Genomic DNA, 13,747 nt, shown 5'->3' with positions numbered 1-13,747 from the left:
GATCGCGAGACGAGCTCGCTCCTACAGGGCTTTGCCGGTGTCTGAAATCAGAACACCACGCCTTGGCTGCGCAGGTAGTCGTCGTAGGTGCCGCTGAAGTCGATCACGCCACTTGGACTCAGCTCGATGATACGAGTGGCCAGCGACGATACGAACTCGCGGTCATGGCTGACGAAAATCAGCGTGCCAGGGTAGTTTTCCAGCGCCAGGTTCAACGCTTCGATGGATTCCATGTCCAAGTGGTTGGTCGGTTCGTCCATCACCAGCACGTTCGGCTTTTGCAGGATCAGCTTGCCGAACAGCATACGGCCTTGCTCACCACCGGAAATCACCTTGACCGACTTGAGGATTTCGTCGTTGGAGAACAGCATGCGGCCCAAGGTGCCGCGAATCATTTGCTCGCCTTGAGTCCATTGGCCCATCCAGTCGAACAGGGTCACATCGTCTTCAAAGTCGTGTGCGTGGTCTTGCGCGTAGTAGCCCAACTCAGCAGATTCAGTCCATTTGATCGAACCGGCATCCGGCGTCAGCTCATTGACCATGGTGCGCAGCAGCGTCGTTTTACCGATACCGTTCGGGCCAATGATTGCCACGCGCTCACCGGCTTCAACGGTGAAGCTGAAGTCTTTGAACAGCGTCTTGCCATCAAAGCCTTTAGCCATGTTTTCAACAATGACGGCCTGGCGGTGCAGCTTTTTGGTCTGCTCGAAACGAATGAACGGGCTGACACGGCTGGAAGGCTTGACCTCGGCCAGGGTGATCTTGTCGATCGCTTTGGCGCGCGAGCTTGCCTGTTTGGATTTCGAGGCGTTGGCCGAGAAGCGGCTGACGAACGCTTGCAGCTCGTTGATCTGAGCTTTCTTCTTGGCGTTTTCAGACAGCAGTTGCTCACGCGACTGGGTTGCGACAGTCATGTACTCGTCATAGTTACCCGGGAACAGGCGCAGCTCGCCGTAGTCCAGGTCAGCCATGTGGGTGCAGACGCTGTTCAGGAAGTGTCTATCGTGAGAGATGATGATCATCAAGCTGTTGCGCTGAGTCAGAACGTTTTCCAGCCAGCGAATCGTGTTGATGTCCAGGTGGTTGGTAGGTTCGTCGAGCAGCAGCACTTCAGGATCAGAGAACAGCGCCTGAGCCAGCAACACACGCAGCTTCCAGCCCGGCGACACTTCGCTCATCGGGCCGTTGTGCTGTTCAATGCCGATACCCAGGCCCAGCAGCAATTCACCGGCGCGGGACTCAGCAGTGTAACCGTCCATTTCTGCGAACTCGGTTTCGAGTTCGGCAACGGCCATGCCGTCTTCTTCGGTCATTTCTGGCAGCGAGTAGATGCGATCGCGCTCAGCCTTGACCTTCCACAGTTCTTCGTGGCCCATGATCACGGTATCGATCACGGTGAATTCTTCGTAAGCGAACTGATCCTGGCGCAGCTTACCCAGACGCACGTTCGGTTCCAGCATGACCTGGCCGCCCGACGGATCGAGATCGCTGCCGAGGATTTTCATGAAGGTGGATTTGCCGCAACCGTTGGCACCGATCAAACCGTAGCGGTTACCTGCGCCGAATTTTACTGAAACGTTCTCGAATAGCGGCTTTGCGCCGAACTGCATCGTGATGTTAGCTGTGGAGATCAATTACTTTACCTATCAATAACTTAGAGAGCGCGTATTTGAGCTGGTAGCCGTTTGGTACCAACCTGGAGCTTTTCAAGCCCACTCCGATCTGAGCTTGAGTTGATCCAACGCGCATAAGTCGACAGCAACAATTGGACGCTTAGGCCAAGCTGCTGAGGAATAAAAGCGGGGTTCATGCCAGACATGGCGCGCATTGTCGCATAGGTGTGACGACAGTTGTATGGCAGGCGACCATTGAAACCGAATGACCGCACAGTGAGCACTGCGCTAAAGCTCTGTTTCGCAGGGCCATTGGTGCGACTTTGGGTTTCACCTCAACGTGGAAGGGTACGTCTGTACAGACAGTAGAGTGAACCCCTTGAAAAAAAGGCCTTCTAAGATGATTCAGTCCATCGGAGGCACGCTGTGGTCAAAATCATCACTGAAGATACTCGTCTTCAACAGGCGTGCACGGATGACGTCTTGTTATTTGGCACCCCGAAAGATCGTTTGGACTTCTATCGCAGGGAAATTCAGTACGAGACCACCTTGCTCTCCAATAGAACGAACGCCTATTTAACGGCCCAGTCGTTCCTGGTCATTGCGTTTGCATCGTCAATGGCCAATCTCAACCCTGAATGGGGAGAGCTGTTCACATTGGTGGTGCCAAGTTTGATGGCCGTTCTGGGCATTTTTAGCTCACTGCATGCCTGGCCGGGGTTCCGGGCTTCGTATGTGATTATTGATCACTGGCATTTCAAACAAAGCCATTTGTTGCGAAGTGACCCGGTGATGGGTAAAGCCTACGATGACTCGCCCTTGTTTAACGAAAAAGAATCCAGTCAGAAGGGCTATCGAAAGTCGCTCATGTTCTCAATGAGAACACCTTGGCTATTTGTGATTTTCTGGCTGCTTCTGGCCAGTTTTTGTATCTATGTGCAGCTCGCCAACGCCAGTCAGTAAGCTTGATCTAAGCGGTGCAAGCCCCGGCAACGCCGGGGCCTGACCGGGCGGATCAGAAGACCATACCAACCTTCACGCCGAACTCGTCACGTTTGAGTTTGGTGTTGTCAGCGACCGGTGAATCCTCGTCGATTTTGTACTCGGTACGGGTGTAGTACACGCCTGCCTGGATCGGCAGGTCGCCTTGCTGGTTCATCAGCAATGACACTTCTGCGTACGGGTTAGTGCGGTCTTTCATGTCGACGGTGTCGCTGCCGAAGTGTTCAACTTTAACCTTGGCACGGCCATCGAGGGTCTGACGGGCACCCACTTCAACGCGCAGGGTCGAGGCGTCGAACTGGTGGTTGTAACCCAGGGCTGCCTTGGCGAACGGCGATTTGTAGGTCAGTTTGGTGTCGATATCGTTGATCTCTGGCTCGAAACGGGTCCAGGTGTAACCGCCACCCACGATCACGTCGACAAAGTTGCGCGCGTCCAGCGCGGCACGCCAGCCAAGGTCGAGATCAGCCTGAGCTTCCTTGAGCTTGTTGCCATCCTTCTTGCTGTATTTGGCTTCGCCACCCAGTTGGTAGATGAAACCCGATTCAGCGGTCATTTTGTTGCCATAGTTGGCAAATACGCCGCCTTGGCCCATGTGTTCCTTGTCGGATCTGCTGCCGCCTTCGAATTTGAAGTCAGTGTAGGAACCCAGCAAGCCCACGTTGAACAGCGGGTCGGTGCTTGGGGCGGCCATCACTGTCAGCGGAGCGCTGAAAAGCGCCAGGGCGCAGGAGTGACGTAGCAGTTTTTTTGTAAACATTCGCAAGAGTCTCCATGACTTGAAAAATATCGAACGAGCGTTTCGATAAATCGTCAGAGAGAAAGTTCAAAAATATTGGCGAGGGTTTTACGCACTGTTCGTGATAGACCGGCGAAGAACGTTATCAATCAATCCGCGTCAAGCGGGCCAGGTAATTGAGTGTTAGCGATAAATACGAATTTTCTGCCAGCTCACCTTGCTGTAAAAGGTGCCTGTGTCGCCCAACAGGGCGTACCGGGTTGCCCGATAGGCCGAAGTAAACTTTGAGCAGTGCAAGCCCCGGATCTTTTTGTAAGCCCATGACCAGCCGCGTTTGCTTTTATTCTCCATACCCTCAGCCTCACACAAGGAGCATCTATTATTGTTAGATGCTAGCGACGAAAGATGACACTTGCTGATGCGCAGATAAGCCAAATGAGCTTATTTAAAAGTCGTAAGTTGCGTGTTTTGTTATGTATTGTCGGGATTTATCGAGAACTAATCAGCCTAAACGGCTTTGTTGTTTTACTTACCCTCGAGAGGGGAGTCAATACGCCAAATCAGGCAACTAGGGCCGTTTAATTGGGGGGCAAAGAGCTTTGCGGCTACAGAGTCCTACTGGCCGACACAATCAGACCGCCAAGGCGTCATTGCTGATCGCGACAGTCTGCGGGTTTGCGGGCGATTCGCTTGGCCGGGCCTGGTGTCTAGGGTTACGGCAGGCCAGTGTTAAACGTTAAATTTTGTCGATCAATAGTGCCCTGTGTCGGGGATCAAACATCGTTAAAAATGTTCTCTTTTGGCCAGCGTTTTTCCAGGTATTCACTCAGATAACTGATAAAGGCTTTAACTTTTGGCGTCATGGCCGCACGGTCCTGAACGCAGGCATAAATATCCAGGGGTTTGGTATAAGACTCAGTCGGTGAATGGCTGTGCTGAAGCAGAGGGACAAGCTGACCGGATTCTATGTAAGGTGCGGCGATAAACTCTGCCAGCCGCGCAATGCCGGCGCCATGAACGGCCATTTGCGCAAGTGCGTCAATATCGTCACTGGTGGCTGTGACATTGAGCGCGGCATAAGTGTGCTGGCCATTGTTGATAAAACCCCAGCGCAGAAAGCGGCCATCCAGGGGATAGCGAAAACCCAGGCAGGCGTGATGCTGCAGGTCGTCAGGGGAGTCTGGCCAGCCCGCACGCTCAAGGTAAGCCGGTGAGGCGCAGACAATAAAAGGCACCGAGACGATTTTGCGGGCAATGATCCCGTCTTCCAGTTGCGGCTTGATTCTCAGGCTCAGGTCAATACCGCTGTGGATGTGACTGATTTTGTTGTCAGTGATGTTCAGTTCCAGGGTCAGGCGCGGATAACGCGTGGCAAAACCCGCGACCAGCGGGGCAACGACATGGCGCCCGAAAGCGGCAGTCGAGGCGATGCTCAATCGCCCTTGCAGTTCGCTGTCGCTGTGGCTGATGGCCCGGTGCGCCAACTCCACATCCGTGACGATGCGCTGCACTTTGGCGTAGTAAAGGGCGCCATCCTCGGTCAGCGCCATGCTTCGGGTAGTGCGCTGTAGCAGACGTGTGCCCAGATGTGCCTCAAGACGGTTGATGGTCTGGCTGACGGCGGCGGCACTGAGGCCGAGATTTTTCGCCGCGCCTGCAATGGATCCGGCTTCAACTACTTTGATAAAACTGTTAATCGCAGCAAACAGATCCATGTTTTGATCCTGAACTGGGCGTATTCGTAAGATCTGCTTTATAAACAAACTAGAAATGATCGTCTAGTTGCGTGTTTTTGATCTTGTTAAGGTGCGCCATCCATTACTGTCAGGATCAAAAGGGTCACATATGAACGCTAAAAGCACTTCAAACACGTTAGTTTCAAGCCGTCTAAAGTTCTCGGTGCGTGCAACGCCCTATGTATTCGCGTTGTACATGTCCACGATCATGGCTTTTTTGATGTCGCTGGTGATTACTGCGGCGAATACGGGGATCGATGCGGATTACCTGAACAACACCTTGCAGGCTTATAAGTTGGCTATGCCCGCTGCCTTCCTGTGCATCCTTGTGGTGCGCCCCATCGTGATTAAACTGGTGGCCATGACGGTTCATCCGCATCGTTAACCGGGGCGGCTGTTACAGCCAGTATTTGGGATAGCTGCCTTTGCTGCGTGCGTTGTTAAGGCACAAGGCAGTGATTACCACCACCAGCGAGCCTGCCAATACGGGCGTCAGCAAAAAGCTCCAAGGTGCCCCGGCAGTGATGACCACTAACGGGTTGGCGCCTGCGGGGGCATGCACCGTACGCGTCTGCTGCATGGCGACCAGCGCCAGCCCGACAGCCAATGCGCACGCCCACCATTCATTGCCCAGGGTGTGAAGCACCACGAGCCCGACCAGTGTCGAGACCATGTGCCCGCCAATGATGCTGCGTGGCTGGGCCAACGGGGAGTCGGGCACGCCAAAGGCCAACACACAACTGGCGCCAAACGAGGCCATCAGCCAAGGCGTTCCGCTGATCAGGCTAAGCCAGCCAGTGACGCCGATGGCGATGACCACGCCGATGAACGACATCAGGCTGAAACGCAGGTCGGGGGCGGGTGGAGCGCTTGATTTAGGCAGGCGAATAAGAGGCATGGCGATAACTCGGAGAGTGGACAGTGATAAAAGGATACCGATCGGTTTACCTGTAAGTCAACCGATCGGTATACACTGGCCGCATTCACTTCAAAGGGATGCGTGATGAGTACTGCAGATGTGATCACCCGGGCGGCCCTCGATCTGTTCTATCGCCAGGGCTTTCATGCCTCGGGGGTCGAGCAACTCAGCCAGAGTGCTGGTGTGACCAAGAAAACCCTGTACCGGCATTTTCCGAGCAAGGAACACGTGGTCGAGGCTGCGCTGCAACTGCGGCACGCCGAGTTCATGAATCAAATGGCCACGGCGGTAGAGGGCGCTGACCAAGCGAACAGGCCCCAGGCCTATATTGATTTCATTATCTGTTGGGTGCAGTCGGCTGATTTCCATGGCTGCGCGTTCATCAATGCTTCGGCTGAATACAGCGCTCAGAGCGCTCCTCCTCATGTCCTGGCCAGTCAACACAAGCAGCAGGTCCTGAATTACCTGCAAGGTATTTGCACGCAGGCAGGCCTGACGCAGCCGGCGGCGGTGGCGATGCAACTCTTTGTGATTGGCGAAGGTCTTATCGTCACGTCCCAGGTGAGTGGATTTGCCCCGGCGATGCTCCCTGCAATACACGAAATGGTGGCTGTGCTCTGCGGTGCGTCACCCCGTGAATAGCCACGACAGGGGATATCAACACGGCATGACGCCGTCTCAAGGAATGATTATGTTGACCAAGACAAAGCAACACAGCGCCCTTATTAGCCTCGCTTTGGCCGGGACGATATTGGCAGGTTGCGCCAGCAGTCCTCAGTTCTCGGGGCAATCGGTCACTGATCCGCTGCTACGCAAGGATGTATATGCAACAGTCGAGCGTCTGTTTTCAGCGGTGACCCAGTGTCGTTCAATCAGCGCCGTTGATAGCCGTATTGCCAAGATAGATCAGTCACCGAGTGGCGCAGTCCAGAAGGCAGAGGAGACCTGGCTGGTTTCCGGTTGCGGGACGTCAAAGGCTTTCAATGTGGTGATGCGGGCAGATGACAAGGGCGAGACTGACTTCTCGGTTTCGCCGCAACCTTAAAGTCTTGTGCGCAGGTTATTCAATAAAGCTCTGCTCCTCGTCGGGAACAGGGCGTTTTTTACTGCGGACGAAGGCATATCTGCCAAAGACTGCTTAACTGCATCGAGTAATTTTCGGTCTGCTGATCACGGAGTACCGATTGGCAGGGCTGCTGATTCTTGAACTGCTAAAGGAAGGCTGTCATGAAAGCGCTCACCTACCAGGGCCCCGGCAAAAAACAATGGTCGGAAATCCCCACGCCTGTCGTCAATAAACCCACCGACGCCATCATCCGGATTTTGCACACCACCATTTGTGGCACCGACTTGCATATCCTCAAGGGCGATGTGCCTGAAGTGACGGCAGGCCGCGTGCTGGGGCATGAAGGCGTCGGCGTGGTTGAGGAGGTCGGCTCGGCGGTTCGCAACTTTAAAAAGGGTGATCACGTGCTGATCTCCTGTATTACTTCATGCGGCAGCTGTGCCAATTGCCGTCGCCAGATGTATTCGCATTGTGCCGATGGCGGCTGGATTCTGGGCCATTTGATCGACGGCACCCAGGCGCAATATGTGCGTATTCCCCATGCCGACAACAGTTTGTATCCGGTCCCGTCAGGGGCCGATGAAGAAGCCTTGGTGATGCTCAGCGACATTTTACCCACCGGGTTCGAGATCGGCGTTCTGGCAGGCAAGGTCAAGCCAGGCGATAGCGTCGTGATTGTCGGCGCCGGGCCGGTAGGCATGGCCGCGCTGCTGACGGCGCAGTTTTACTCACCGGCAACGTTGATCGTGGTCGATGGCGATAGCAATCGCCTGGACGTTGCCAAGCGTTTTGGGGCAACCCATGTGATCGACATCAAGACCGAAAACGCCGTTGAGCGCATTCTTCAATTGACGGACGGGGTAGGGGTGGATGTCGCCATTGAGGCGGTGGGTATTCCCGCTTCGTTCGACACGTGCCAGTCGGTGATCTCACCGGGTGGCACCATTGCCAACGTCGGGGTACATGGCAAAAGTGTTGAGTTGCACCTGGAAAAACTGTGGATCCAGAACGTTAATATCTCAACCGGCCTGGTAAATACCAACACCACCCCGATGCTGTTGAAAACACTGCAGTCGGGCAAGATCGATGCCGGGCAACTGATCACCCACCGCTTTGCGTTGAACGACATTCTCAAAGCCTATGAAGTGTTCGGTAATGCTGCCCAGGAAAAAGCCATGAAGGTCATCTTGACTCAGTAATTAAGGCGGTGCGCCGTCAATATAACCGGCTTTTATAGTGGCGGCGTTGACTTGAGTCAGTTGCTTATATACCTCGGGTGCTGACCCGTAACTTTATATAACTGACGTTCAGTCGATGTTTGATATCCGTCTGTTGTTTATAGTTTTTTTATCACTTGTCTAGCGTGCAAAGTTGTCTTTTAGCGATCACAAAAAGCCGGGGGTGTGGTTTGACAGAACCCATATCCACAACTATGGTCTTTGGCGGCAGAACCAACGTAACTGTCTCATTGATAATAGGGAAATATTCATATGAAGAAGCACATTCTGATGATTGGCGCAGCAAGCCTGCTGGCGATGTCGACACTGGCTCAGGCAGACGCCAAGAAGCCATTGGCGCAGTGGACTTGCGAAGATTTTCTGGCCGTCAATGAAAGCTTCCAGCCTGTCGCTGTCGGCCTGGGTGAAGCCGTTAACAAAAGTGGCAAGGTAGAAGACGCTGTGCTCGATGTTGATGGTGTGGCAAAAGTGACTCCTGAAGTCATCACTGCTTGCCAGCAAGACAAAAAAGCCACCTTCGTGCACAAAATCAAAGATGCCTGGAGCAAGGTCAAAAAAGACGTTTAACGTCTTTTCAGCCTGTACTTTCCCCAAGTACAGGCTGCACCCGCTTGTTAGTTTGAGCCCTTCACCTGCAAAAACTGCCACATCCCACCTGAATTTCCTGAGCGACACGCCCTCTATATAAAGACCTGCTGCCTGGTGCGCAGGGGTGACGTAGTAGACTGCCTGCGTGTTATCTCTTTTTGTTGGGGAATCTTATGTTAATCAGGTCATTAGCCGAGCTTGACCGCATTCGTGACGAGTGCAAGTCCATGGTTACCAAGCGTTCCGCTGTGTCTGCGGGGGCTGCCGCCATTCCCGTGCCGGGGCTGGACCTTGGCACCGACGTGGCGCTGCTGGTGGAGATGCTCCCGGCGATCAACAGTAAATTCGGGCTGACCCCGCAGCAAATCGAACAGATGGACTCACGCTCCAAGCGCCTGGTGATCGTGGCGGTCAGCAGCATTGGCAGCGAAGCCATCGGTAAATTCATCAGCCGTACCCTGGTCATGTCGATGCTCAAGAAGATGGGCACCAAGGTGGCAACCAAGTCTGTGGTGCGCTTCGTCCCGTTTGTCGGGCAGGCGGTGGCGGCGGGCATCAGTTTTGGGGTCATGAAGATGGTCGGTAACGGGCATATCGACGATTGCTATGAAGTCTGTCGTCAAGCGTTGCTGGAGGAAGCCCGGCAATCGACGGTCATTGTTATCGGCCCCGAAACGGACGACCAATGACGCGGACTCAGCGCGCTGGCAACAAGATGTGACATTTGAGCGGGTGCGCATGAAGCGTTCACTGGATTAATCGCGAACCGGATCGGCAAACTGCACTCCAACGCTCAGGCTTCCCTGAATTGGAGCACACAATGATCAGTACGCGACACAGTGCTTTTGGGCTCTTGCTGCTGGCCGCAATGGCCGCCCACGCGTCAGCCCAGGCTCAACCCGACATAGCCAACGGTGGTCATGCCCAACGACCGGCCACCGTGTTGTTGGCGCAGAACACGCTTACCCCCGGTGTGGCGCCTTCCAACAACAACGCCATCCGGCGCATCAACCCTAACAGTCGACAAGGCACAGGCCCCGCTCCCGGTCTGATTCGCCCGGGTCAACCTGTGCCTCAAGGGCAAAGGCCGTCGATTGAGAATGGCCAGATCGGCAATGGTTACCCGCGAAATCCACCCGTACCTCAAACCTTGCAGCCAACGGCACCCTCGGTACAGCCCAGGGATGCGCGTTAATCGAAAAAGGACTCTCGGATGTTGAAAAAAACCGCTTTGGCGACTTGTGTGATCACCTCGATGTTTGCGTTGACGGCGAATGCCCAGACCGGGCAGGCGCAGACGTTCAAGTCAGAGTTGGGCCCCGTCACCGCCACACCTGTGGTGCAGGGGCTTGACCATCCTTGGGCACTGGTGTTTTTGCCTGATAAAAAAGGCATGCTGGTCACCGAGCGCCCCGGCCACCTGCGCTGGGTGAGCCCAGAGGGTAAGCTGTCGGCGCCGTTGGCGGGCGTGCCCAAGGTCTGGGCCCAAGGGCAGGGCGGTTTGCTGGATGTGGTCTTGTCCCCGGACTTTGCCAACGATCGACTGGTTTACCTGTCATTCGCTGAAGAGGGCCAGAACGGCAACGCAGGCACGGCGGTCGGGCGCGGGCGTTTGTCAGATGACATGAGTTCGCTGAGCGACTTCAAGGTGATTTTCCGCCAGGAGCCCAAGCTCTCAACCGGCAATCATTTTGGCTCACGGCTGGTCTTTGATCGCGACGGCTACCTGTTTATTGCGCTGGGCGAAAACAACCAGCGTTCCACTTCACAAGACCTGGACAAGTTGCAGGGCAAAGTGGTGCGCATCTACCCGGACGGGCGCATCCCCGAGGACAACCCCTTTGTCGGGCAAAAAGGCGCAAGGCCCGAGATTTGGTCTTATGGCCACCGTAATCAGCAGGGCGCAGCCCTGAACCCCTGGACGGGCACGCTCTGGACCCATGAGCACGGGCCAAAGGGCGGCGACGAAATCAACCTGATCGAACGCGGTCAAAACTACGGCTGGCCACTGGCGACTCACGGCATTGATTATTCATCGAAGCCGATTCCGGAGGCCAAGGGCAAAGTGGTCGAGGGCACGGTTGCGCCGTATCACGTGTGGGAGAAGTCGCCCGGGATCAGCGGGATGACATTTTATGACGGCGAGCGTTTCAAGCCTTGGCAGCACAACCTGTTTATCGGTGCCCTGGCCGATAAAGACGTGATCCGTCTACAGCTGGACGGGGACAAAGTAGTGCACGAAGAACGCTTGCTGGGTGGCTTGAAGGCGCGAATTCGTGATGTTCGCCAAGGCCCGGACGGTTATGTGTATGTACTGACCGATGAGGACAAGGGCGCGGTGTATCGCGTCGGCCTGGAGTAACCTAAGCGTCGGACGGGCAGACGCATGCCTGCTCGCCCGAAGGCTTGTGTAGGGATTATTCAGCGGTCGCTTGCTTGATCTGTTTGGACGCGGACCAGATCCGGTAGCGCACTTCATCGCCCTTAGGGACGTAGAGCACAATCGGCAATTTGCTGTTGTAACGCAGCATAAAGCCATCGCCCACCACCGGCACAAAGTCGGGGTGCGGCTTGCCGTCAGGGCAGGCCATCAGGGTGCTCAACGGGCCGCTGACCTTCTCCAGGCGGTACATCGGGTAGCCCCAGCCCTTGAGAGTTTTTTCTTGCAACTTGCCGGTCAGGCGCTGCTGGTTGCAATCAACCTGGAGCGTCTTGCCGGCAATGATCTGGACCTTGTAATCCTCTTCGTTCTTTTGTGACGGCAGGCGAATGACCTGACGAGTGAAACCCGCATCGGCTTTAGGGTAGGGTGCCACATCTTCCAGTTTGGCGGCGTTGGCCACGCTGCACAGCGTACTCAACGAGAGGGTCAGGGCCGCGCTGATAACGAGTGGTTTCATGCTGCTTCCTTTTTCGAACTTAAACATACGCATCCGTAAACACATTGCAGACGCACCGGGATGAGGCAGTTTTTGCCATGAGCGGGAACAGGATGCAAATTGTGCCGTCATATAAACCAGAATTTGCTGACAAGACATAATTGATACGTTGTGTCAGGACAATTGCTTCGCGCCAATGTCGAAGTGCCAGTAAACTGCGGTTTTTCCTCCGAATCATTTCTTTTTGAGGTTTTGCATGACACTCAGTCCTCTTGCGGGCAAACCGGCTCCAGCTCAATTGCTGGTCGATATTCCGCGACTGGTGACCGCTTACTACACCGGTCAACCCGATGCAGCGATTGCCACCCAGCGAGTCGCTTTTGGAACATCCGGGCACCGCGGCAGCTCGTTTGAGCTGAGCTTCAATGAGTGGCATGTTCTGGCAATCAGTCAGGCCATTTGCCTGTACCGCCAGTTCAAAGGGATCAATGGTCCGCTGTTTGTCGGTATCGACACCCACGCCTTGTCCACCCCCGCGGGTGCCAGCGCGCTGGAAGTTTTCGCGGCCAATGGTGTCGACACCATGATCGCTGCGAACGATGAATACACCCCGACGCCTGCCATTTCCCACGCCATTATTTGCTACAACCGTGGCCGCACTTCCGGGCTGGCTGATGGCGTGGTGATTACGCCTTCGCACAACCCGCCGGAAAGCGGCGGTTTCAAGTACAACCCGCCTAACGGTGGCCCGGCAGACACTGATGTCACCAAGTGGATCGAAGCCAAGGCCAACGAACTGCTGGCCGCCAAACTCGCCGGTGTCAAACGCATCAGCTATGAGCAGGCGCTCAAAGCCAGCAACACGCACCGCCACGACTACCTGAACAGCTATGTCGCAGACCTTAAAAACGTCATCGACATGGACACCCTGCGCGGTGCCAACCTGCGCCTGGGCGTAGACCCGCTGGGCGGTGCCGGTGTGCGTTACTGGTCGGCAATCGGCGAGCACTACGGGTTGAACCTCGAAGTGGTCAACACCTCGGTCGATCCAACCTTCCGCTTTATGTGCGTGGACTGGGATGGCCGCATCCGCATGGACCCGTCCTCCAGCCATGCAATGCAAGGGCTGATCGGCCTTAAAGAGCGTTTCGACGTGGCTTTCGCCTGTGACCCGGACCACGACCGCCATGGCATCGTGACCCCGTCTGGCGGCCTGCTGGCGCCTAACAACTATTTGGCGGTGGCCATTGATTACCTGTTCCAGAACCGTCCGCACTGGCGCGCCGATGCGGCAGTGGGCAAAACAGTGGTCAGCAGCGGTTTGATTGACCGTGTGGCTGCGCGTCTGGGGCGTCGCCTGTACGAAGTGCCGGTCGGCTTTAAGTGGTTTGCCGATGGCCTGTTTGACGGCTCGCTGGGCTTTGGTGGTGAAGAAAGCGCCGGGGCTTCGTTCTTGCGTCTGGATGGCACGGTGTGGTCGACGGACAAGGACGGCTTGATCCCTGCGCTGTTGGCCGGCGAAATGACCGCTCGCACAGGCCGCGATCCTTCGCAGCTGTATCAGAAAATGACCGAAGATCTCGGTTTGCCGTTCTCAACCCGTGTCGACGCTAAAGCCACCCCGCAACAGAAAGCCCTGCTGGGCAAGCTGTCGCCGGAGCAAGTCAAGTCGACGACTTTGGCGGGCGAAGCGATTACCCAGATCCTCAGCCATGCACCGGGCAATAACCAGCCAATCGGTGGGCTCAAGGTGATGACCGAGAACGGCTGGTTTGCTGCACGCCCGTCGGGTACCGAAGACATCTACAAGATCTACGCTGAAAGCTTTGTCAGCGACGAGCACCTCGGCCGTCTGGTCGCAGAAGCTCAAGTGCTGGTTGATAACGCCATCGCGTAAAAATCAGTACGTGTTAAAAAGGCTGATCCCGCAAGGGTCCAGCCTTTTTTTACCGCCTGAGGAAGGCTCG

Annotated in this window: 15 protein-coding genes and 1 pseudogene; 10 read left to right on the top strand and 6 right to left on the bottom strand. The window is 55.5% G+C overall.

The window, feature by feature from the left end:
• Positions 1-47 precede the first annotated feature (47 nt).
• Positions 48-1,634: an ABC-F family ATPase gene (locus tag GHO32_RS03875; protein ID WP_082148731.1), complete on the bottom strand. Its 1,587-nt coding sequence runs from the start codon at positions 1,632-1,634 to the stop codon at positions 48-50.
• 20 nt (positions 1,635-1,654) lie between these two features.
• Positions 1,655-1,867, bottom strand: a pseudogene (locus tag GHO32_RS26765) (site-specific integrase); the annotation flags it as partial.
• A gap of 172 nt (positions 1,868-2,039) precedes the next feature.
• Between GHO32_RS26765 and GHO32_RS03870 the strand changes: the two are divergent.
• Positions 2,040-2,576, top strand: a complete 537-nt coding sequence (locus GHO32_RS03870) for a hypothetical protein (protein ID WP_368668374.1) — start codon at positions 2,040-2,042, stop codon at positions 2,574-2,576.
• 52 nt (positions 2,577-2,628) lie between these two features.
• On the opposite strand, the gene GHO32_RS03865 is transcribed toward GHO32_RS03870, so the two are convergent.
• Both GHO32_RS03865 and GHO32_RS03860 read right to left on the bottom strand, forming a co-directional pair.
• Positions 2,629-3,375 (bottom strand): outer membrane beta-barrel protein, encoded by a 747-nt coding sequence (locus tag GHO32_RS03865; RefSeq protein WP_153333056.1) that lies wholly within the window; start codon positions 3,373-3,375, stop codon positions 2,629-2,631.
• Between the two features lie 752 nt (positions 3,376-4,127).
• Positions 4,128-5,069 (bottom strand): LysR family transcriptional regulator, encoded by a 942-nt coding sequence (locus tag GHO32_RS03860; RefSeq protein ID WP_153333054.1) that lies wholly within the window; start codon positions 5,067-5,069, stop codon positions 4,128-4,130.
• Between the two features lie 130 nt (positions 5,070-5,199).
• On the opposite strand from GHO32_RS03860, the gene GHO32_RS03855 reads away from it, so the two are divergent.
• Positions 5,200-5,475: a DUF2798 domain-containing protein gene (locus GHO32_RS03855; protein ID WP_153329891.1), complete on the top strand. Its 276-nt coding sequence runs from the start codon at positions 5,200-5,202 to the stop codon at positions 5,473-5,475.
• Between the two features lie 12 nt (positions 5,476-5,487).
• On the opposite strand, the gene GHO32_RS03850 is transcribed toward GHO32_RS03855, so the two are convergent.
• Entirely contained in the window at positions 5,488-5,988 is a 501-nt protein-coding gene (locus GHO32_RS03850; RefSeq protein WP_153333052.1) for an HPP family protein, read from the bottom strand.
• 105 nt (positions 5,989-6,093) lie between these two features.
• Here GHO32_RS03850 and GHO32_RS03845 point away from each other — a divergent pair, with 105 nt between their 5' ends.
• The 7 genes from GHO32_RS03845 (at position 6,094) to GHO32_RS03815 (ending at position 11,263) form a co-directional block, all read left to right on the top strand.
• Entirely contained in the window at positions 6,094-6,651 is a 558-nt protein-coding gene (locus GHO32_RS03845; protein ID WP_153333050.1) for a TetR/AcrR family transcriptional regulator, read from the top strand.
• A gap of 49 nt (positions 6,652-6,700) precedes the next feature.
• Positions 6,701-7,054, top strand: a complete 354-nt coding sequence (locus GHO32_RS03840; protein ID WP_153333048.1) for a hypothetical protein — start codon at positions 6,701-6,703, stop codon at positions 7,052-7,054.
• Between the two features lie 182 nt (positions 7,055-7,236).
• Positions 7,237-8,274 carry a zinc-dependent alcohol dehydrogenase family protein gene (locus tag GHO32_RS03835; RefSeq protein WP_153333046.1) on the top strand — a complete coding sequence of 346 codons (1,038 nt, stop codon included), beginning with the start codon at positions 7,237-7,239 and terminating at the stop codon, positions 8,272-8,274.
• Positions 8,275-8,565: 291 nt separating this feature from the next.
• The gene (gene hdeA / locus GHO32_RS03830) at positions 8,566-8,880 is read left to right on the top strand and encodes an acid-activated periplasmic chaperone HdeA (protein WP_048370138.1); all 315 of its coding nucleotides are present in this window, start codon (positions 8,566-8,568) and stop codon (positions 8,878-8,880) included.
• A gap of 248 nt (positions 8,881-9,128) precedes the next feature.
• Positions 9,129-9,590: a hypothetical protein gene (locus GHO32_RS03825; protein ID WP_228385841.1), complete on the top strand. Its 462-nt coding sequence runs from the start codon at positions 9,129-9,131 to the stop codon at positions 9,588-9,590.
• Positions 9,591-9,721: 131 nt separating this feature from the next.
• The gene (locus tag GHO32_RS03820) at positions 9,722-10,096 is read left to right on the top strand and encodes a hypothetical protein (protein WP_153333044.1); all 375 of its coding nucleotides are present in this window, start codon (positions 9,722-9,724) and stop codon (positions 10,094-10,096) included.
• Positions 10,097-10,114: 18 nt separating this feature from the next.
• Positions 10,115-11,263, top strand: coding sequence for a PQQ-dependent sugar dehydrogenase (locus GHO32_RS03815; RefSeq protein WP_153333042.1), 1,149 nt, complete (start codon positions 10,115-10,117; stop codon positions 11,261-11,263).
• Between the two features lie 55 nt (positions 11,264-11,318).
• Here GHO32_RS03815 and eco read toward each other — a convergent pair whose 3' ends face one another.
• Positions 11,319-11,801: a serine protease inhibitor ecotin gene (gene eco, locus GHO32_RS03810; protein WP_153333040.1), complete on the bottom strand. Its 483-nt coding sequence runs from the start codon at positions 11,799-11,801 to the stop codon at positions 11,319-11,321.
• Positions 11,802-12,036: 235 nt separating this feature from the next.
• Between eco and pgm the strand changes: the two genes are divergently transcribed.
• Positions 12,037-13,677: a phosphoglucomutase (alpha-D-glucose-1,6-bisphosphate-dependent) gene (gene pgm / locus GHO32_RS03805; RefSeq protein WP_048370148.1), complete on the top strand. Its 1,641-nt coding sequence runs from the start codon at positions 12,037-12,039 to the stop codon at positions 13,675-13,677.
• The last annotated feature ends 70 nt before the right edge of the window (positions 13,678-13,747 follow it).

This window comes from Pseudomonas sp. FSL R10-2189, assembly GCF_009600325.1.
Lineage (GTDB): Bacteria > Pseudomonadota > Gammaproteobacteria > Pseudomonadales > Pseudomonadaceae > Aquipseudomonas > Aquipseudomonas helleri.
The sequence above is the reverse complement of the archived record's forward strand: the minus strand, read 5'-3'. Positions and strand labels throughout refer to the sequence as shown.